General features: G+C 63.2%; 17 protein-coding genes and 2 pseudogenes. 10 read left to right on the top strand and 9 right to left on the bottom strand.

All coding sequences use genetic code 11. The annotated features are described in order from the left end of the window. Positions 1–2 precede the first annotated feature (2 nt). A complete protein-coding gene (locus tag HUW53_RS08190; protein ID WP_237345262.1) occupies positions 3–968 on the bottom strand; it encodes an SDR family NAD(P)-dependent oxidoreductase in 966 nt (321 codons plus the stop codon). 122 nt (positions 969–1,090) lie between these two features. Between HUW53_RS08190 and HUW53_RS08195 the strand changes: the two genes are divergently transcribed. Further along, complete coding sequence (locus tag HUW53_RS08195) at positions 1,091–2,002, top strand: AraC family transcriptional regulator (protein ID WP_237345263.1); 912 nt, start codon at positions 1,091–1,093, stop codon at positions 2,000–2,002. Positions 2,003–2,070: 68 nt separating this feature from the next. On the opposite strand, the gene gstA is transcribed toward HUW53_RS08195, so the two are convergent. Beyond that, positions 2,071–2,688: a glutathione transferase GstA gene (gene gstA, locus HUW53_RS08200; RefSeq protein WP_237345284.1), complete on the bottom strand. Its 618-nt coding sequence runs from the start codon at positions 2,686–2,688 to the stop codon at positions 2,071–2,073. 101 nt (positions 2,689–2,789) lie between these two features. On the opposite strand from gstA, the gene HUW53_RS08205 reads away from it, so the two are divergent. Next, positions 2,790–3,668 (top strand): LysR family transcriptional regulator, encoded by an 879-nt coding sequence (locus HUW53_RS08205; protein WP_237345264.1) that lies wholly within the window; start codon positions 2,790–2,792, stop codon positions 3,666–3,668. 39 nt (positions 3,669–3,707) lie between these two features. Here the strand turns inward: HUW53_RS08205 and HUW53_RS08210 are convergent. Then, positions 3,708–4,889, bottom strand: a pseudogene (locus HUW53_RS08210) (MFS transporter); the annotation flags it as partial. 23 nt (positions 4,890–4,912) lie between these two features. Continuing rightward, positions 4,913–5,671: pseudogene (locus tag HUW53_RS08215) on the bottom strand (IS5 family transposase). Positions 5,672–5,980: 309 nt separating this feature from the next. Here HUW53_RS08215 and HUW53_RS08225 point away from each other — a divergent pair. Further along, complete coding sequence (locus HUW53_RS08225) at positions 5,981–7,072, top strand: Acg family FMN-binding oxidoreductase (protein WP_237345266.1); 1,092 nt, start codon at positions 5,981–5,983, stop codon at positions 7,070–7,072. Between the two features lie 162 nt (positions 7,073–7,234). Here HUW53_RS08225 and HUW53_RS08230 read toward each other — a convergent pair whose 3' ends face one another. Beyond that, positions 7,235–8,278: a zinc-dependent alcohol dehydrogenase family protein gene (locus tag HUW53_RS08230; protein WP_237345267.1), complete on the bottom strand. Its 1,044-nt coding sequence runs from the start codon at positions 8,276–8,278 to the stop codon at positions 7,235–7,237. Positions 8,279–8,379: 101 nt separating this feature from the next. On the opposite strand from HUW53_RS08230, the gene HUW53_RS08235 reads away from it, so the two are divergent. The 4 genes from HUW53_RS08235 (at position 8,380) to HUW53_RS08250 (ending at position 11,353) form a co-directional block, all read left to right on the top strand. Beyond that, positions 8,380–9,306, top strand: a complete 927-nt coding sequence (locus HUW53_RS08235; protein WP_237345268.1) for a LysR family transcriptional regulator — start codon at positions 8,380–8,382, stop codon at positions 9,304–9,306. 436 nt (positions 9,307–9,742) lie between these two features. After that, positions 9,743–10,171, top strand: a complete 429-nt coding sequence (locus HUW53_RS08240; protein ID WP_237345269.1) for a MerR family transcriptional regulator — start codon at positions 9,743–9,745, stop codon at positions 10,169–10,171. Then, complete coding sequence (locus tag HUW53_RS08245; protein WP_237345270.1) at positions 10,107–10,526, top strand: carboxymuconolactone decarboxylase family protein; 420 nt, start codon at positions 10,107–10,109, stop codon at positions 10,524–10,526. The genes HUW53_RS08240 and HUW53_RS08245 overlap by 65 nt, the downstream gene beginning before the upstream one ends. Further along, positions 10,523–11,353: an NHL repeat-containing protein gene (locus HUW53_RS08250; RefSeq protein WP_237345271.1), complete on the top strand. Its 831-nt coding sequence runs from the start codon at positions 10,523–10,525 to the stop codon at positions 11,351–11,353. The genes HUW53_RS08245 and HUW53_RS08250 overlap by 4 nt, the downstream gene beginning before the upstream one ends. 164 nt (positions 11,354–11,517) lie before the next feature. On the opposite strand, the gene HUW53_RS08255 is transcribed toward HUW53_RS08250, so the two are convergent. Further along, positions 11,518–12,450, bottom strand: coding sequence for a LysR family transcriptional regulator (locus HUW53_RS08255; RefSeq protein WP_237345272.1), 933 nt, complete (start codon positions 12,448–12,450; stop codon positions 11,518–11,520). Positions 12,451–12,546: 96 nt separating this feature from the next. Here HUW53_RS08255 and HUW53_RS08260 point away from each other — a divergent pair, with 96 nt between their 5' ends. Beyond that, positions 12,547–13,338, top strand: a complete 792-nt coding sequence (locus tag HUW53_RS08260) for an NAD(P)H-dependent oxidoreductase (protein WP_237345273.1) — start codon at positions 12,547–12,549, stop codon at positions 13,336–13,338. Between the two features lie 112 nt (positions 13,339–13,450). Here the strand turns inward: HUW53_RS08260 and HUW53_RS08265 are convergent. Further along, positions 13,451–14,241 (bottom strand): IS5 family transposase gene (locus HUW53_RS08265; protein WP_237345274.1). Its coding sequence is split into 2 segments (ribosomal slippage): positions 13,451–13,875 and positions 13,875–14,241, totalling 792 coding nucleotides; the frame shifts between segments, so codons are not numbered across the junction. A 117-nt stretch (positions 14,242–14,358) separates the two neighbouring features. On the opposite strand from HUW53_RS08265, the gene HUW53_RS08270 reads away from it, so the two are divergent. Continuing rightward, positions 14,359–15,119 (top strand): IS5 family transposase gene (locus HUW53_RS08270; protein WP_272904064.1). Its coding sequence is split into 2 segments (ribosomal slippage): positions 14,359–14,698 and positions 14,698–15,119, totalling 762 coding nucleotides; the frame shifts between segments, so codons are not numbered across the junction. A 395-nt stretch (positions 15,120–15,514) separates the two neighbouring features. Here the strand turns inward: HUW53_RS08270 and HUW53_RS08275 are convergent. Further along, positions 15,515–16,690, bottom strand: coding sequence for a serine hydrolase domain-containing protein (locus HUW53_RS08275; protein WP_237345275.1), 1,176 nt, complete (start codon positions 16,688–16,690; stop codon positions 15,515–15,517). Between the two features lie 17 nt (positions 16,691–16,707). After that, complete coding sequence (locus HUW53_RS08280) at positions 16,708–17,829, bottom strand: MFS transporter (protein ID WP_237345276.1); 1,122 nt, start codon at positions 17,827–17,829, stop codon at positions 16,708–16,710. Positions 17,830–18,010: 181 nt separating this feature from the next. Here HUW53_RS08280 and HUW53_RS08285 point away from each other — a divergent pair. Then, positions 18,011–18,559 (top strand): LysR family transcriptional regulator (locus HUW53_RS08285; protein WP_237345277.1); only part of this gene is annotated, 549 nt, incomplete at its 3' end.

Below are 18,559 nucleotides of genomic sequence, written 5' to 3' on the forward strand. Positions count from 1 at the left end.
CATCACCTCGATGCATCGAAGGCATCGATGCCGGTGAGTTCGGCCGAGAGTGTCCAGAGCCGCTCGGCCTCATCGGGATCGGCGGCGTAATCTCGAACCCCGACGAACGGTTCATTTGCAGTCTCGGCGCGCACGGCAATATCGCAATCCTCGCAATAGAGACCGACAAGACCGTCGAGCATCGGCGAGGTCGCGGCCCACACTTGCGTCGCTGCGCCTTGGGCTGGCGTCTTGAAGGTCGGGTCGGCTGGCGCACCGCTCGCGTCGAGCCAGCCCTCGGCGATCATCTCCGCCTGCGCCAGATGCCGCTGGAGCGGCGTGAAGATCTTTCCGGGATGAAGCGAGAAGGCCTGCACGCTGGCCTCGCGCCCTAGCCGGCCGAGATGGACAGCGAATAGCGCATTCGCCGTCTTCGACTGGCCGTAGGCGCGCCATTTGTCGTAGCCGCCAACAAAATGAAGGTCGTCCCAACGGATTGGCGAATTGTGGTGGCCGGCCGAAGAGACCGAGATGACACGTGCACCACCTTCGAGCCGCGGCCAAAGCGCGTTTGTCAGCGTGAAATGCCCGAGGTGATTGGTGGCGAACTGCGCCTCCCAGCCTGGTCCTACCCTCTCCTCCGGGCAGGCCATGATGCCGGCGTTGTTGATCAGAATATCGATGTGTTGGCCACCGGTGAGGATGTGCTCGGCGAAGGCGCGCACGCTGTCGAGGTGCGACAGGTCCAACGGCTCGACCGTCACGCCGACGATGTCCTTCGTGGCTACGGCCGCTGCCGCTGGATTGCGTGCGGCGACGATGACCTGGGCTCCAGAAGCGGCAAGCGCCCTCGTCGTTTCCAAGCCGAGCCCCGAATGGCCTCCGGTGACGATCGCGCGCTTACCGGTGAGATCGATATCGGCGAGAACATCCGTCGCGGTGCTTCTTGCCCCAAAGCTGGACCCGAGCGGTTTCTGATGGTCGATCATGGTGTCTCTCCGAGAGGTGCGGTTTCGCCCGCATGTTTGCTCTCAGGAATGATGACCCGTGGCACTCGCACGATCCATGTCGTATAGTCTGTCTTTCCTTCTCGATCGTCTGGATTTTTGCCTTGGACCCATTGTCCGATGTTCTGTCGCTTCTGCAGCCGAAAAGTGCGATCAGCGCGGGCCTTGACGCCGGTGGTGAGTGGGCGATCCGATTTCCCCCGCATGAAGGCATCAAGTTCAACGCCGTCATGCGCGGCGCCTGTTGGGTCCAGGTCGATGGGGAGCCTGATCCGCGACGCATCGAAGCCGGCGACTGCTTCCTGCTCACGCGCGGCCGTCCGTTCCTCTTCGCGACGGACCTCGCATTGCCCCCGATCGAATCTCCCACCATCTATGATCAGGCTGTCGACGGCATCGCGACCTGCAACGACGGCGGCGACTTCTTCCTGATCGGCGGCCGCTTTTCTTTCGAGGGCGATCATGCCGGAATGTTGTTCGGGTCCTTGCCGGCAATCGTTCATGTGCGTGACGCCTCGAACCAGGCTGCCGTTCTGCGCTGGTCGCTGGAGCAACTGGCTGCGGAACTGAAAGATCGGCCTCCAGGTGGCATGCTGATGGCGGAGCACCTCGCCCAGATCATGCTCTTGCAAGTCTTGCGGCTCTGGCTCGCCTCCGCGACGGACAAACCCGCCGGATGGTTGTCGGCGCTGTCCAATCCCCGGTTGACGAGAGTGCTCGGCGCGATGCACGCCGAGCCCGCTCGCCACTGGACGCTTGCGGAACTGGGAGCCATCGCCGGCATGTCGCGCAGCACGTTCGCTGCGCGCTTCCGAGAAGCGGTTGGACAACCACCCCTGGACTATCTCATCCGCTGGCGCATGGTGCTCGCGGCTGAGCGGCTCAAGCGAACGAACGACAGTGTCGGGGCGATCGGCTTTTCCATCGGCTATGAATCCGAAGCGGCCTTCAGCACAACCTTCCGGCGGGTCGTCGGCTGTGCACCGGGAAGGTTCCGACGAGACGACGCGCCCTGAATCTTCTCTGCCGCGCGCCGCGACTACCGACCGCTCTCCGATCAACGGGTCGAAGCCGAACTTGCACGTCATTCCACCGGAGGAATCTCCGTCTCCCGTGCCAAAGCAGATTGGACGGACGCCCGCGCGCCGATCCGCTGCATGTAGCGCGCGGTCGCCGGCCAACGGTCGAGATCGATCGAAAAGCCCTTCATCCAGCCGAGCACGGTGAAGAGGTAGGCGTCGGCGACCGTGAAGCCGTCGCCCACCAGATAATCCCGAGATGCGAGGTTTACCTCGATGAAGTCGAGACGCCGGAACAGCCGGTCCCGGAAGATCGCCAACACCTCCTCCGGCAAGGCTCGATTGAACAACGGGCTCGATCCGGCATGAACCTCGCTGGTGATGAAGTTGAGCCACTCCTGCAGCCGAACCCGCGCCAGCGTACCGGCGGCCGGCACCAATCCCACCTCCGGCTTCAGGTCGGCCAGATACTGAACGATGGCCGGTCCTTCGGTCAGAACCTCGCCAGTATTGAGTTTGAGCGCCGCGACATAGCCCTTCGGATTGATGGCGAGGAAGTCCTCTCCCGTGGATGTGCGTTTCGTTCGATTGTTCACGCGGACGAGCTCGTAGGGCAGTCCGAGCTCCTGAAGCACGATGTGCGGCGAGAGCGAACAGGTGTCGGGGGCGAAATAGAGCTTCATCGTCGGGGCCTCGCTGAGGGGATAGATCGCCACCCACATTGGCAGGTCCCGTGATATAATGAAAATTACTCCCATAATTTCTTGCTATAAGCTCAGCTACTATGAACCTGACCCAACTCCAGAGCCTGATCGCCGTTGCCGAGGCCGGCAGCTTCACCGCAGCCGCGGACAAGCTGGGCGTCACCCAATCGGGGATGAGCCAAGCCCTGGCCGCGCTCGAAGAGAGCCTCGGTGTGAAGCTGCTCGTCCGGCAACCGCGGGGCGTCGAGTTGACCGCCTTCGGAGAGCGCGCGCTCGACCATGCGCGAACAGCCCTTTCGCATCTGGAGGCGATCGAAAGGGAGGCAATGGCACTGATCGGCGAGGAGACCGGCGCCATCCGTCTGGCGGGGTTTCCAAGTGTCTTCGCCACGGTCCTTCCGCCCTTGCTTCGGCGTTTTCGTACGCTCCATCCGGGCATCGACCTCGTGCCGCTCGAAACCGATGACATGGAAGTGGAGGCTTGGCTCGCGGCGGGATCGATCGACCTGGGCGTCGTTCTTAACCCGTCTCCGGCCAGAAAAGCCGTCCCACTCGGACGGGATGTCTGGGTTCCGATCCTGCCGGCGGCGCATCCCCTGTCACGGCGTACTTCGGTCTCGTTGGCCGAACTGGTGGCAGCGCCCTTCGTTCTCGCCACCGGCGGGTGCCATACGAACGCCCGCTCGCTCGCCGACGCGGCCGGATTGACGCTCCAGAACATTGAGATCGAGGTGCGCGATTGGTCGAGCGCGATTGCCCTTGTTCGGGAGGGCGCGGGTGTCAGCCTCGTGCCGGAATCCACATTGCCGGAACAGCACCGCGGCTTTCGGGTTTCGACGCTCACTTCACCGCTGCATCGCGAGTTCGGACTCGTTGCCTCGCCAGTGCGGCCGCTCTCGCGGGCCGGAAGTCTGTTCGTCGAGATGGCACGTCGCTCGAACGGGCCGACCTCGGCATAGCGCAAGACACTCGGACGGGCCGGCCGTCTGGCTCCAACCTCATGACGCGCCATCGACATCTTTCCTCCTCCCGAAGGTGAAGAAGCTGAGTGCGGCCAGCACCCAGACACCAATGGCGCCGTAGAGCATCACCTCACCGAAGCCGCCGGCCAGTGCGGCAGGACCGAGCACCTTCGACACTCCCGGAGCGGCTTGATCGAGAGCACCGACGTTTCCGGCGGCGATCTGTTCGGCGACGTGCCGAAGCTGCGTGGCGTCGAACGATCCGGACACCGCACTCAGGCGCTCCTGAACGCCCTCGAGCAAGACGAAGCCCATCAGCGCGATGTTGATGGCGAGCGAGATCATCCGAGCGCTCATGTCGATGCCGGAGGCCATGCCGGCCCTGTCGCTCGACACCGATCCGGTCGTGGTGTTGGTGACCGGCGTGTTGGTCGCCCCGAGGCCGATCCCGGCCAGCAACGCGCCAACCAACGTCGTCGCCAAGGCCAGCGAGCCGCCGCCTGCTCCAATCTTCATAATGAAAAAGCCGAGACCGATCACGAACAGTCCCGCCGGGATGACGGTGCCGGCGCCAAAGCGTAGCGAAAGGCGTTCGGCAAATGGCGGGACGACTAACGTCGGCAGGGTGTAGGCGAGAAGTGCCAAGCCGGAGACCAGACCATCGAGTCCGAGCCCCGCTTGAAACCAGATCGGTAGATAGATCATGAACGGCCAGAAGCTGAAATTCATGCCTATCGAGCCGAACAGCGCCCCGGAAAAGGGCCGGATGCGGAAAACCGAGAAATCAAACATCGGGTGCGGCACGATCTGCTCGACAATGACGAAGGCGATCAGGCTGAGGGCAGCTGTGGCGACGATCGCCAGCGCGATCGGGCTGGTGAAACCGAGTTCGCTGCCCTGAGTAATGACGTAGGCGACGCAAAAGACGGCCAGTGACAGGGTCGCGATGCCGCCGAGATCCAAGCGCCGAGCGGCTGGATCCTTCGATTCCCGAACACCGCGCCAAGCCAGGATGACGGTCAGCACGGCGATGAAACCGTGGATCAGAAACACCCAGGCCCAGCCCATCGGGGCTGCGATCCCGCTGCCGATCACCGGACCGAAGCCGAGACCGAACCCAGTAACGATGCCCCACCAGCCGAAAGCCCGGGCTCGATCGGCCGCCGTGCTGAACTGATGCGAGAGCACTGCGATCCCACAAATCAGCATGGCGCCGCCCCTAGGCCGTAGTGACGATTTAACTATCTGAGCCAGATGGCGATTGCGGCGAGTTTGACGAACCCCATGAAGTTGACGAGCAACTTGTCGTATCGCGTGGCGACGCGCCTGAACTGTTTGAGCTTGTTGAAGAAGCGCTCGATCTTGTTGCGCTCCTTGTAGAGGTCGGTGTCATAGGCGCGCTGAATCTTGCGATCCCGCTTCGGCGGAATGACGACTTCGGCTCCCCGTTCTTCTATGGCATCAACGAGATGGTTTGCGTCATAGCCCTTGTCAGCCAGCAGGGCGGCCGCATCCATGTCTTCGATGAGGTCGTGGGCAAGGGCGATGTCATTGCGCTGCCCCGGCGTCCCCATCAGGCGGACTGGGAGCCCGAGGGCATCGGCGGCGGCGTGGATCTTGGTGCTCAGGCCGCCGCGAGACCGGCCCAGGCCCTGGGCATCCGCCCCCCTTTTGCGGCGCGGGCGCCGGCCGCATGCTGGTGCGCCCGCACGATGGTGCTGTCGATCATCAGCCATTCCAGATCGGCTTCGCGCGCCAGCACCGCCAGCATCTCATCGAGAACGCCCATCTCGATCCAGCGGTAATAGCGCCGTTTCACAGAGCGATAGTCGCCCAGCCGCTCGGGCAGATCACGCCAACGACCGCCCGAGCGCGCCATCCACAACAGCGCATCCAGAAACTTGATTGTCGGTGCGCGGCCCGCGCTTGCCCTTCGTGCCGCCGGGCACGAAGCTTTTGATCCGCTCCCACTGATCATCCCGAAGAGCATCGCAGTCCATCGCCGATCCTCCAAAATCAGCGTTGAATCCGATTTGCGACCACTTGGGAATCCCAAATCCTTAAATCGTCACTACGGCCTAGGCCGGAGGAGAAAAGGGTCTCAGGTCAGATGTGACTGAGTTGCTGACTATCAAGCGACCGCTCCGCTCGCGCCATTGAAGGGCATATTCCTGAGCGGGAATCGTCATCTGGGGGCAATGCAGGCCGATGAGGGCATCGATGGCAGCGTACGCCGCGCGTCGGTCTTTTGACCGAGGTCAACCGCATGTCGCACCACCCCGCGTAAAATGGCAGTGAAGGGAGCCGGCATGAGACGACGAGACATGCTTATCGGCGCAGGTGGCGCGCTTGTGCTGGCTGGCGGGGGCGCTATCGGTTGGCGGTCGGCGGTTGGTTCGATGGGCGAATTCGATGCCTATGCAGGCACTCTTCGCGCTCCGATCCGTGTCGACGCGGGCATGACCGACATCATTCGATACGCAACACTTGCCGCCAATGGCCACAATACCCAACCTTGGCGGTTTCACGTTGAGGGAAACGCGATCGACATACTGCCCGACTTCTCACGCGTGACACCGGTCGTCGATCCTGACAATCACCACCTTTATGTCAGTCTCGGGTGCGCGGCCGAGAACCTGCTGATCGCAGCCACGGCGACCGGACGGCCCGGGCAGTTGGAAACGGACGCTGGAGGCGAGCGCATCCGCTATTCCTTCTCCAGGGCGGAAGCCCGTCCTCACCCGCTGCTCGCCGCCATTCCCCTGCGACAATCCACTCGAGCGGAATATGACGGGCGCCCGGTGCCTGCAGTGGATATCGAGGCGCTTCGACAGTCCGCCGAAACGCCGGGTGTGCGCCTCATCTTGCTTTCCGACCGCGCGCGGATCAACCAGGTGCGGGACCTGATCGTTGCCGGCAACGATGCGCAGCTGGCCGACGCGGCCTTCGTGGCTGAGCTGAAACGATGGTTGCGGTTCAATCCGCGCAGCGCCATGGCGTCCGGTGACGGGCTGTTCTCGGCCACAAGCGGCAATCCCGTGCTCCCGGAATTTCTCGGTCGTATCGCCTTTGACTTGTTCTTTGCGGCTGGCGCCGAAAGCGACAAATATGCGCGTCAGATCGACTCTTCGGCCGGTATCGCGATCTTTGTGGCGGAGCGCGAGGACAAGGCGCACTGGATCGCGACCGGTCGCGCCTGCCAGCGTTTCGCGCTTGCCGCGACCGCTTCCGGCCTCAAACACGCCTTCGTCAACCAGCCTGTCGAGGTCGCGCGGCTGCGGCCTGAATTGGCGGCGCTGATTGGGGAAGGCGGAATGCGGCCCGACATCATCATGCGCTTCGGTTATGGCCCGACGCTGCCTTTCTCGCTCCGCCGCCCCGTGAACGCCGTTCTGGTCTAGCAACGGCAAGCGACGATCCTCCAGCCGAGCATAAGCAAGCGATCAGCCGCCCTTGTCGAGCAAGCAATATAGAGGGCTATGGCGTAGACGTAGTTCTCCGTTTCATCGCTCTCGGCCCGCCAGCCTCGCCGATTGAACGCTACAGCAAGGCGGAATTGAGCATCAGCTTCCAGCTTCATTCTTGAACCGAACGACCACCTTACCGAACGGCCCACGTTCGAGATGATCGAACGCCGCGCACACATCCTCAAAGGCGTAGACCTTCTCGATCACCGGCTTGAGTCCGTGCTCGTCGATGGCGCGGTTCATATCCTCGAATGCCCGTCGGTGCCCGACTGAGATGCCCTGGATGATGGCCCTTTTGAGCATCATGGGAACCGCCGAAAGAACGATCTCCGATCCCTTCATGAAGCCGATCTGGGCGATACGCCCGCCGCTCGCGAGCGCGGCTGCCGACTGGCTAATATTGTCGCCGCCAACCAGTTCGAGCACATGATCGACACCACGCCCATCGGTCAGGTCCAACGCTCCAGCGGACCAGTCCGGGTCGGCACGCGTGTCGATCACGCCGAAAGCACCGAGCGCCTTCGCGTGCTCCAGCTTCTCCGCGTTCCGCGAGGTGACGATCACACGGGCTCCGAAGGCCTGCGCAAACTGGAGCCCAAACAGGGCGACGCCGCCCGTGCCCTGCACCAGAACGGTTTGGCCCGCTTTCAGATGACCTGTCTCGATCAGGGCGGACCATGCCGTCAACGCCGCAACTGGCAGGGTAGCGGCCTCCTCGTCCGTCAGCGATGCGGGCGCCTTGACGGCGACACCCTCGTGTAGCGTCACATATTCGGCCAACATGCCCGGCAGCGGTCCGCCGAGCGACAGGCCATGCCGGGCCATCTCCCGCGGTGGCTCACCGTCGATCCATTGCGTCCAGAAGTTTCCGAGCACCCGATCGCCGACCTTGAATCGTGACACATCCGCGTCGGTTGCCACGACCTCTCCCGCCATGTCCGATACCGGAACGAACGGCATGATTGGCCTGTCGGGCAGCAGCTCGCCTTCGACCACCAGCTTGTCGCGATAGTTGAGGGAGACCGCCGCAACTCGGATCAACAGCTCTTTGCCGCCCGGCGCAGGCACTGGCGCCTCGGCCAGTTCCAGGTTCTTCAGTCCGAATGACGGCAACTGCCACCGTCTCATTGTCTCGCTCATGGTCGATCCTTTCACGTGTTAAGCGAGGGATCTTATTGACGACTATATGGATTGTGTTACGACGTATTTTGCTAACACCTCCTCCAATTGGTCTCCAATTGATGAGCCTGAACATTCATTCCCACTTTCAAGGCATTTCGGCCTTCGTTCATGCGGTGGAAACAGGCAGCTTCACGGCAGCAGCCGCACGCATGGGCGTGTCAAAATCCGCGACCGGCAAGAGCGTTGCTCGCCTGGAAGAGCGCCTCGGCATCCGGCTGCTGGACCGCACTACGCGCAGCCTCAACCTGACGGCCGAAGGGCAGGCCTATTACCAGAGCTGCCTCAAGGTCCTGGAAGAATTGAACGCTGCAGAGACGCTGCTGGCCTCGCAAAAGCGCGTCGTATCGGGAACCTTGCGGATCAACCTGCCGATCTCTTTCGGCCGATTGTGCGTCATGCCCGTGCTCAAGGAGGTCGCAGACAGGAATCCCGATCTCAATCTCGATATCTCATTCACCGACCGCCAGGTCGATCTCGTCGAGGAAGGGATCGACCTTGTGGTGCGGCTTGGTGATCCCGGAGGTCATGCGAGCCTGATCGGGCGGCGCATTGGTACGCAACGCTCGATCATTTGCGCCGCGCCGGCCTATCTGGACCGTCGCGGGCGTCCGGCCTCCGTAGAGGAACTCGTCAATCACGACTGCCTCGCCTTCGCCAAAGATGGCCGCCCGCTGCCATGGGCGGTTTGCGGTCCGGGCGGAACGGTCAGGCCCTTCGTCATCCAACCACGCCATACGATCAGCCATGGCGAGGCCTTGCGAGATGCGACCGTGAACGGGCTTGGCATCGCCTATCTCTCGACTTGGCTTGCAGCGGACGATCTCCGCGGCGAGCGGCTTGAAGTGGTGCCGATCCTGCCCCCCGCGGAAGATGTCCCCATTACCGCGCTCTGGCCGCGCTCGCGGGATCTGGCTCCCAAGGTGCGCGTGGTCGTGGATGCGCTCGTCGAGGCATTCATGCCTACCCACCTGACCGGCTCGAAATAGGGCGCCGTTAGAGAGCTATAGCGTAGACGTAGTGCTCATCTTCACCGGGCGTGGCCCGCCATTTGCCTCCGATTCTGCGCCATGGCGCGATATTCTGCGCAATAGCTCCGCAATCACCGCCAAGCGGCAGAGGACTGCGCGTCCGTTCTCCCGATTGTGTACTTTTTGTCCCCGCGCCAGGCACCAAAGAACCGGCATCTCCAGACCGTTTTTCGCCTGAGCGAGGCTTCACCATCGGAAGAGCATCAACGGCCGCTTTTGGTGTTAGCGATTGAATCCGAATCGGGGAAACGCGCCCTTGGCGTGGTTCCGGCGCAGCCGAACGCGCGGCCCGCGGGGCAACGCCCGGGTCTTTATTCTTCATCGAAAAATGCCCTTGACTTAGAGTGCACTCTAACTCGTATCTGTTTCTGCGTCGTAACGAGAACAGCTGCTCATGAAGATCGGTGAACTGGCGAAGCGTTCGGGATTGTCCGCCCATACCATCCGGTACTATGAGCGGATCGGGCTGCTGCCCTATGCGGACCGAGACCAATCGAGCCAACGGGACTACGACGCATCAATCCTGATCTGGATCGAATTCCTCGGGCGTCTGCGAACGACGGGGATGCCGATCCGGGACATGCTGCGCTATGCAGCCTTGCGGGAGCGCGGCGTCGGCACGGAAACGGAGCGACGCGAAATGCTGGAACAGCATCGCGAGCGCGTCCGCACCCATGCTGCCGAACTCCAAGCCTCTCTTCTCGTCCTCGACACCAAGATCGCCGGTTACGCCGGCCAGGAACAGAGGATGAAGAACTATGACGCAACACCACCAGAGCGTCGGCGAAAGCCGGCTGGAACGCGGGCGGCGCGCGCTCGTTAAGATCGACGGCCAGGCCGGAGAGAAGGTTGTCGCCTCGCTGGCGGATATCGCACCGGACTTTGCAACCTATCTGATCGAGTTTCCGTTCGGCGACATCTACAGCCGCCCCGGCCTCGATCTGCGCGCCCGCGAGATCGCCACCATCGCGGCGCTGACGGCTATGGGCAACGTCGCCCCGCAGTTGAAGGTGCATATCGAGGCGGGCCTGAATGTCGGGCTGAGCCGTGACGAGATCACCGAGATCATCATGCAGATGGCGGTCTATGCCGGCTTCCCGGCAGCCCTCAACGGGCTGTTCGCCGCCAAGGAAGTGTTCGCGCACAGATCCGCGACAGAGCAGGAGCGCGTGGCATGATGAGCCTCCTTCACTCCATCACCCTTGGCAGTGCTGTCGTCCTCGCAACGGCTTCCACTGTCCCGCTCGTGGCCCCGACGGCAGTCCGGGCCAATCCGGCCGCCCCCGTGAAGATCTGGGATGGCTTCAGTTCGCCAGTCGGCATGGCCTTCGATGCGGCTGGCCATCTCTATGTCGCGGAATGGGGAGCGGGGCGCGTCTCCCGGATCGCGCCGGACGGCACCCGTTCGACCTTCGCGGACGACCTGTCAGGCCCATCGGGCCTCGCGGTCGGGCCGGACGGCGCGATCTATGTGGCATCTTATTCGCGTGACGAAATCTACCGCTTCACGCCGGACGGCGTGCGCAGCGTGCATGTGACAGGGCTGGCGACGCCTGCCGGCATCGGTTTCGACCGCACCGGCAGACTGCTGATCGCCAACCGCCGCACGAACCAGATTCTCAGGTTAGCCGATAATGGCCACCTTACGCCTGTCATCGACGGGCTACAAACCCCGGTGGGCGCGGTGCAGACGCCGGACGGCGGCTATGTCGTCTCCAACATCGGCGGCGATGTCACGATCGTTCGGCCCGATGGCACGCGCATCGAGGCCGGAGCAGCCTTCAGCACGCCCGGACCCGGCGTCGCGATGACCAGGGATGGTCGCGTGTTTGTGGTCGATTACGGCGGTACGACCGTTCGGGAAATCCTTCCCACCGGCCAATCCCGCGCCGTGGCGGAGGGTCTCAGAAGCCCTGTCGGACTGGTGTTGGCGCCAGATGGGGCGTCGCTGCTGACGGCTACGTGGGGTGACGGGACGATCTACCGGATTCCGATCCCGCGATAGGGACAGGACTGACGAGATTTTCTCGATAGTCGGCACAAATGCGGTGTTGGAGGGCTATAGCGTAGATGTCGTGCTCACCTTCGTCGGGCGTGGCCCGCCATTTGCCGCCGATCCTACGCCATGGTGCGAGACAGTTAGGCAGACGCGGTCGTTTGCCACCGTATTTAAGAGCCATCTCTATGGCTCCCGATCCCCGGTAGGCAGGCCGCCTGTTCAACCAGATAGTCGATCAGCAATCGGACGCGCGCCACCTTGGTCCGGGCCGGCACGATCAGCATGTTGAGCGGTGTCGTAGGCAGCGAATGGTCGGATAGCAGCGGCTCAAGTTCGCCGCTCGCCAGCAGATCATCGACGAGCCAGCGATGGGCCGGTTCGACACCCCGTCCGGCCCTGAATGCTTCACGCGCGGCGAGACCGTGATCGACCCGAAGGTCGCCCTTCACGGGGATGGCGTGAGGTGTGCCGTCCGGCCCCGTGAGCACCAGCGTTTCACTGCCGGCAACGTTCGACATGCGGATGACATTGTGCGCAGTCAGGTCCGTCGGCGTCTCGGGCCTGCCATGTACGGCCAGATAGCCCGGCGCCGCGACCAGCAGCCGCGCGCTTTGCCCAAGATGATGCAGCTTCATCGAAGTGTCGATGAGCGGTCCGAGGCGTAGCGCAACATCCACGCCCTCTTTCACAAGGTCGATCCGTTCGTCGGTCAGGCTGAGGTCGATGCGGATGTCGGGATAGCGCGCCTGAAAGGCGAAGATCAGCCGCGTGATGTGCAACACGCCGAGCGCGGCGGTGCAGGAAATGCGGATAGTGCCGGAGGGCGCGCCGCGCGAGTCTTGGATTTCCTCGCTCGCCTGTTCGACCAGACGGAGAATCTGGACGCATTGGGCATAGTAGCGGCTGCCTTCCTCAGTCAGCGCGACCCCGCGCGTCGTCCGGCTGAGTAGAGATGTACCCACAGCCTCTTCCAGTTCGCGCAGCTGCCGCGTGACGGTGGATTGCCCGGTTCCCAGTTCTCGTGCCACAGCCGACAGGTTCCCGCGCTCCGCGACGCGGACGAAGGTGCGCATTCGTTCGAGCGTGACGTCAGATCCATCCATTATACGGAAATATCCTATTCATTGCAGATATATACCGGAATATTCGAAATGGAGCTACCTTGCCGGCCAGTTTCAATTTCAACCGGATGTCCTGCCATGAGAGTTCTCCTCGTCTTTGCTCACCCCGAACCGCAATCCTTGTCAGCATCCCTGCGCGATGTCGCTGTTCAGGAACTCGAAGCAGCCGGCCATGAGGTCCGAGTGTCCGATCTTTATGCCATGCGCTGGAAGTCGCAGGTCGATCGCGCCGATTTCCCTGCGCTTGCCCCCAACGAGCGGTTGCAGCCGGTCGCGGCCTCCAAGGCGGCTTTCGCGACTCATACGTTGACGGACGATGTGAGAGCCGAAATCGAAAAGCTTCTGTGGGCCGACGCCCTGATTCTCCAGTTCCCGCTCTGGTGGTTTGCCATGCCAGCCATCCTCAAAGGCTGGGTCGACCGGGTGTTCGCCTTCGGGTTTGCCTATGGCGTCGGTGAGCACAGCGATAAGCGTTGGGGTGATCGCTATGGCGAAGGCACATTGGCGGGCAAGCGCGCCATGCTGATCGTAACCGCTGGCGGCTGGGAAGAACACTACGGCGCACGCGGGGTAAACGGCCCGATCGACGACCTGCTGTTCCCGATCAATCACGGAATTCTTTACTACCCCGGCTACGACGTGCTGCCGCCCTTCGTGATCTACAGCACCGACCGATTCGACGAGGCCCGCTTTGAAGCTGCCGGCCAGCAACTGCGAGTACGGATGCGAACGTTCGAAACAGCGGCTCTCATCCCCTACCGGCGTCAGAATGGCGGAGATTATCACATTCCCAGTATGGAATTGCGGGCCGACCTCGGCGCAACCGACCTATCCGGTTTCGCACTGCATCTGCGCCGGGCCGCCGATTGACTGAGCAAAAACGGGCTCAATCGGAACAATTGGTTGTTGGGCCTCGGCTATTGCGCAATGCGAGATGGGATTAGAGGGCTATGGCTTAGGACCTGTTGACGAATATCGTTGTTCATAGCTTGACGGCTGCGATGAGGACGAAGCTGACGTAGCTTTCGGTGGTCTTGTCGTATCGGGTGGCGAGGCGGTGGAAGTTCTTCAGCTTGTTGAAGCCGCGCTCGATCCTGTTTCGCAGGGCATAGACGTGATCGTCGACGGGGATCTGGACCTTGCGGCTGCGACGCGTCGGGATCATCGGTGTGACGCCGCGAGCCTTCCTCTCTTCTCGGATGTGGTCGCAATCGTAGCCGCGATCGGCCAGAAGGACTTTCGGCTCGGGCCCGTCGGCGTCGAGGAGCGGCAGGGCACCGGTATAGTCGGAGGCCTGGCCCGGCGCGATGTCGACGGCTACAGGCCGTCCGGCACCGTTGGTGCGGAGATGAATTTTGGTCGAAAACCCACCTCGCGAGCGCCCGAGACCCTGTCTCTCAGTCCCCCCCTTGCGCCGGCGGCGCAGTGGTGCGCCCGGATGACGGTGCTGTCGATCATTTGAACCGTCTCGCCGACGCCCTCGGTGTCGTTCAGCACCTCGAGCAGCAGATCCCAGAGCCCGGAGAGCGTCCATCGGCGAAACTGTCGGTAGACGGAGGACCATTTGCCGAAGAACTCGGGCAGATCGCGCCATTGAACTCCGGTACGGGCGATCCAGAAGACGCCGTCGAGGACACGGCGATGATCACGCGGCCGGCGACCACTGTGCGCCCCACGCGTCGTCACGAAGGGCTCGAAGAATTCCCATTCCTCGTCGCTCATCAGGCCTCGAATCAAGCTCGCCTCCCTCGGAAGGCGATCTTGAATCACCATATAGCGCGGCGGGGAAGCCTATTCGTCAACAGGAGCTAGGCCGTAGTGACGATTTAGGGATTTGGGATTCCCAAGTGGTCGCAAATCAGATTCAACGCTGATTTTGGAGGATCGGCGATGGATTGCGATGGTCTTCGGGATGATCAGTGGGAGCGGATCAAAAGCTTCGTGCCCGGCGGCACGAAGGGCAAGCGCGGGCCGCGCACCGACAATCGGAAGTTTCTGGATGCGCTGTTGTGGATGGCGCGCTCGGGCGGTCGTTGGCGTGTTCTGCCCGAGCGGCTGGGCGACTATCGCTCTGTGAAACGGCGCTATTACCGCTGGATCGAGATGGGCGTCCTCGATGAGATGCTGTCGGTGCTGGCGCGCGAAGCCGATCTGGAATGGCTGATGATCGACAGCACCATCGTGCGGGCGCACCAGCATGCGGCCGGCGCCCGCGCCGCAAAAGGGGGGCGGATGCCCAGGGCCTGGGCCGGTCTCGCGGCGGCCTGAGCACCAAGATCCACGCCGCCGCCGATGCTCTCGGGCTCCCGGTCCGCCTGATCGGGACACCTGGGCAGCGCAACGACATCACCCTCGCCCACGACCTCATCGAAGACATTGAGGCGGCCGCCCTGCTGGCCGACAAGGGCTATGACGCAAACCATCTCGTTGATGCGATAGAAGAACGGGGAACCGAAGTCGTCATTCCGCCGAAGCGGGATCCCAAGATCCAGCGCGCCTACGACACCGACCTCTACAAAGAGCGCAACAAGATCGCGCGCTTCTTCAACAAGCTCAAACAGTTCCGGCGCGTCGCCACACGATACGACAAGTTGCTCGTCAACTTCATGGGCTTCGTCAAACTCGCCGCAATCGCCATCTGGCTCAGATAGTTAAATCGTCACTACGGCCTAGGAGAGAGTCTGAGGGTTGATGATCCGAGACCATTTTCTGGACCGCCGTCTGGCGCTTGAACTCGATGCTGTGGGTGCGGTGTCGGGCCATGGGCTTCCATCCTTCGAAAGCCCGGCTCCCCGGTCAATTCCCTATCGTCACACTGTCCGCCTCAAGGGGCGCACTCCAATCGGGGGGGCAACATTGCGTGCCGTTTGACACATCTGCTCGGCCAGCAGCCTGTTCAGCCGCGCGTTCTCTTCTTCGAGCGCCTTCAGCCGGCGGGCATCGGACACGTCCAAGGTGATGCATCTTGCTCGTGGATTGAAGGCCTCGGACATCGACGTGCGGGAAACGGCGGCAATGGCGAGATTTTCGGAGGGGTCGCTCCGCCCTATGGTTCGATCGCGGCATAAAGGGCCCGGCTGAGGTCGGCGGAGAAGCGTCCGCCACTCGACATGCCTTCGAGCGCGGTGTTGGTGAAGGCGACCAGCGTCAGATCCTTGCTGGGATCGACGAACCAGCTATGACCATAGGCGCCACCCCACCGCCAAGCGCCGGGGGACTCGGTCACGCCGGCCGCGGTCGCATCGCGCAGGACCGAGAAGCCGAGACCATAGCCCCAGCCGGGTGAGCCTTCGATATCGAGCCCGGCAATCTGATCGCGTGCCATGTTCGCGACCTGTTCGGGCGCCATCAATGGCCCGCCGCCCGATCGCAGCGCTTCGAGCAGGGTCATCGTGTCGAGGGCAGAGCCGGTCATGCCGGCGCCGCCGGACGGAAAGGCTTGCGCGTCGAAGGCGCGTGACGGGTCCATGCTGAGGCCGGGGAGACCAGGAAGAAACGGTACCTGGTCCGGCTCGCGCATCCGGCGCGGGCGCGGGACGTCGTCGGCGTAAGCCGCAGTCAGCCGGGTCGGGTCCGCAACCGAGAAGCCGGTGTCGTTCAGCCCGAGGGGCTCGGTCACCAACATTTGCACCGCCTGGGGCAGCGCCATTCCCGTCGCGGCCTCGATCAACGCGCCGACGACATCGAGGGCGAGCGAATAGCAAAACCGCGTCCCCGGCCGAAACTGCAACGGCACCCCGGCGAGCCGGCGTAGGTTCTCAGTGAGCGTGATGTTGGTTCGATCCATGCCATCTGAGACGCCGGCGCGATGCAGCGGCCCATCATCCGGCTCCAGAAAGCCGTAGCCGAGGCCTGAGGTATGGGTAAGCAGGTGGCGCAGCGAGATGGCGGCGGGCTCGTCCTCGAAACGCGGCTCGAACTGCGGAAGCCACTCGGTTATCGGCCGATCGAGATCGAGCTTGCCTTGTCCGACCAGCGCCATGGCCGCCGCCGCGACGAAGAGCTTGGAGACCGAGGCGAGGCGGAACTGCGCATCATCGCGCATCGGGGAACCGGCCTCGCGATCCGCCAGGCCGGCGGCGCGGGTGTAGATCGGCTGGCCGTTCCGGCGCACCAGGACGACGGCGCCGACGATCCGCTCGGCCGCAATCGCGCCATCGATGACGGCGTCGAGCCGCGTGGAGAGCGTGGTGGAAGAGGTCTGAAGGGGGCGTTCGAGCATGGGAGCTCCGTTTCGGGTCAAGGGGCGAAGGAGATGGGAAATCCGTGCCGGCAGGCGCGGTGTGCGGCGATAAAGGCCGCGGCCAAGAGCACGAGCACGACGGGCGCAAAGGCACCGGCTCCAAAATGATCGAGCAACACCCCGCCGATGATGCCACCGCCAGCGATGGCCGCGTTCCAGGCGGTGACGAGCATCGATTGGGCGAGGTCGTGCATGTCTCCGGCTGCCTTGGCGAGAGCGGTTTGAAACAGCGTCGCGATGCCGCCGAAGGCGAGTCCCCAAAGCCCTGCGGCGCTCAAGACGATGGTCGGTGCGTGACCGGCGATACCGAGCGCGAGCGCCGCGAGGCCGAACAGCGCGATGCTGATCAGAGTGAGGTCGCGCAGATGACGGTCGATCAGGATGCCGACGATCCAGATCCCGGCCAGTGCCGCAATTCCGAAGACGAGCAGAGCAAGATCGGTCCTGGTGGCTCCACCTGCACTGCCGAGCAAAGGGGCGATGTAGGTGTAGAGGATGTTGTGCGCGAGCACGAAAGTCAGAGTGACGAATAGAACCGGCCGGATTCCAGGTAAGGCGAAGACGCGCGTGAGCGGAAGCCGCTTATCCTCGGTCTGTCCCGGGAAGTCGGGGACTTTCATCGTCACCCAGGCAATCAGGATCAGGGTCAGGCCGCTCATGACCCCGAACGAAGCCCGCCATCCGATCAGTGCGCCCAAGTACGTTCCTGCCGGAATGCCGAGCGACAGCGCCAGCGGCGTGCCGATCATCGCGACGGCGATGGCGCGTCCCTTCGATCCTTCCGGCACCATCCGCGCGGCATAGCCGGCGATCAGCGCCCAGAGCAGTCCGGCGGAAACACCAGCGAGGAACCGGGCGACGAGCGTCAGTCCATAGCTATCCGATAGCGCCGTCGTCATGTTCGCCACCGCAAATCCGGAGATGGCGAGGAGAAGCAGCGGCCGTCGCCGCATGCCTCGGGTAGCGGAGGTCAGGGGAATGGCCGCAGCGAGCGAACCGATGGCGTAGAGCGTGACGAGCTGCCCGGCGAGCGCCTCGGAGACGCGCAGGCTCGTGCCGATCTGCGGCAACAGACCCGCCGGAAGCGCCTCGGTCAGGATGGTGATGAACCCGGCCATCGCGAGCGCCAAAAGGTTCGGCCACGGGAAGGGAGCCGAGGTCGGCGGGACGCGGCCGGCCACGTCGTGGGAGCATGTCTCTGTCATGCCCATGAGATTAGGGCTATCGCCGTTGCGGAATAATCAGGTTAGAATTCCACTTATATCGGACATAAGAGTCCGCAATATCGGAAGGCTGCCAATGGAACACCTCGGCGCGCTCAACGCCTTCGTTCAGACGGCCGAGGCCGGCAGCTTTGCAGCCGCTGCGATCAAGCTCGGCATTTCGGCGTCCGCAGTGGGCAAGGCGGTCGCCCGGCTGGAGGAAAGGCTCGGTGTGCGCCTGTTCCACCGCTCGACCCGGTCGCTGACCCTCACGCCTGAGGGCGAACTCTTCCGCGACCGCTGCCGTCGCATCTTCTGCGAGGTCGAGGCGGCGGAACTCGAACTGTCGCAGACCCGCGCGGCGCCGCGGGGAAAACTCCGCGTCAGCCTGCCACTCATCGGCATGCTGATGATGCCGGCGGTGATGGCCTTCATGCGCGCCTATCCCGAGATCGAGCTCGATCTCGACTTCACCGACCGGCTGGTGGATGTGATCGACGAAGGCTTCGACGCGGTGATCCGCACCGGCGAGGCGCGCGACAGCCGGCTGATGATGCGCCGCGTCGGCGCCTTCTCCCACCGCATCGTCGGCTCACCGGACTATTTCGCCGCGCATGGCGTGCCGAAGGTGCCGGAAGACCTCGCC

It is taken from the genome of Xanthobacter agilis, assembly GCF_021730435.1.
GTDB classification, from domain to species: Bacteria; Pseudomonadota; Alphaproteobacteria; order Rhizobiales; family Xanthobacteraceae; genus Xanthobacter; species Xanthobacter agilis.

Coding starts and splice junctions, on each gene's coding strand:
- HUW53_RS08190 (WP_237345262.1), bottom strand. CDS start 968: ATGATCGACCATCAGAAACCGCTCGGGTCCAGCTTTGGGGCAAGAAGC.
- gstA (WP_237345284.1), bottom strand. CDS start 2,688: ATGAAGCTCTATTTCGCCCCCGACACCTGTTCGCTCTCGCCGCACATC.
- HUW53_RS08205 (WP_237345264.1), top strand. CDS start 2,790: ATGAACCTGACCCAACTCCAGAGCCTGATCGCCGTTGCCGAGGCCGGC.
- HUW53_RS08225 (WP_237345266.1), top strand. CDS start 5,981: ATGAGACGACGAGACATGCTTATCGGCGCAGGTGGCGCGCTTGTGCTG.
- HUW53_RS08230 (WP_237345267.1), bottom strand. CDS start 8,278: ATGAGCGAGACAATGAGACGGTGGCAGTTGCCGTCATTCGGACTGAAG.
- HUW53_RS08235 (WP_237345268.1), top strand. CDS start 8,380: ATGAGCCTGAACATTCATTCCCACTTTCAAGGCATTTCGGCCTTCGTT.
- HUW53_RS08240 (WP_237345269.1), top strand. CDS start 9,743: ATGAAGATCGGTGAACTGGCGAAGCGTTCGGGATTGTCCGCCCATACC.
- HUW53_RS08245 (WP_237345270.1), top strand. CDS start 10,107: ATGACGCAACACCACCAGAGCGTCGGCGAAAGCCGGCTGGAACGCGGG.
- HUW53_RS08250 (WP_237345271.1), top strand. CDS start 10,523: ATGATGAGCCTCCTTCACTCCATCACCCTTGGCAGTGCTGTCGTCCTC.
- HUW53_RS08255 (WP_237345272.1), bottom strand. CDS start 12,450: ATGGATGGATCTGACGTCACGCTCGAACGAATGCGCACCTTCGTCCGC.
- HUW53_RS08260 (WP_237345273.1), top strand. CDS start 12,547: ATGAGAGTTCTCCTCGTCTTTGCTCACCCCGAACCGCAATCCTTGTCA.
- HUW53_RS08275 (WP_237345275.1), bottom strand. CDS start 16,690: ATGCTCGAACGCCCCCTTCAGACCTCTTCCACCACGCTCTCCACGCGG.
- HUW53_RS08280 (WP_237345276.1), bottom strand. CDS start 17,829: ATGGCCGGGTTCATCACCATCCTGACCGAGGCGCTTCCGGCGGGTCTG.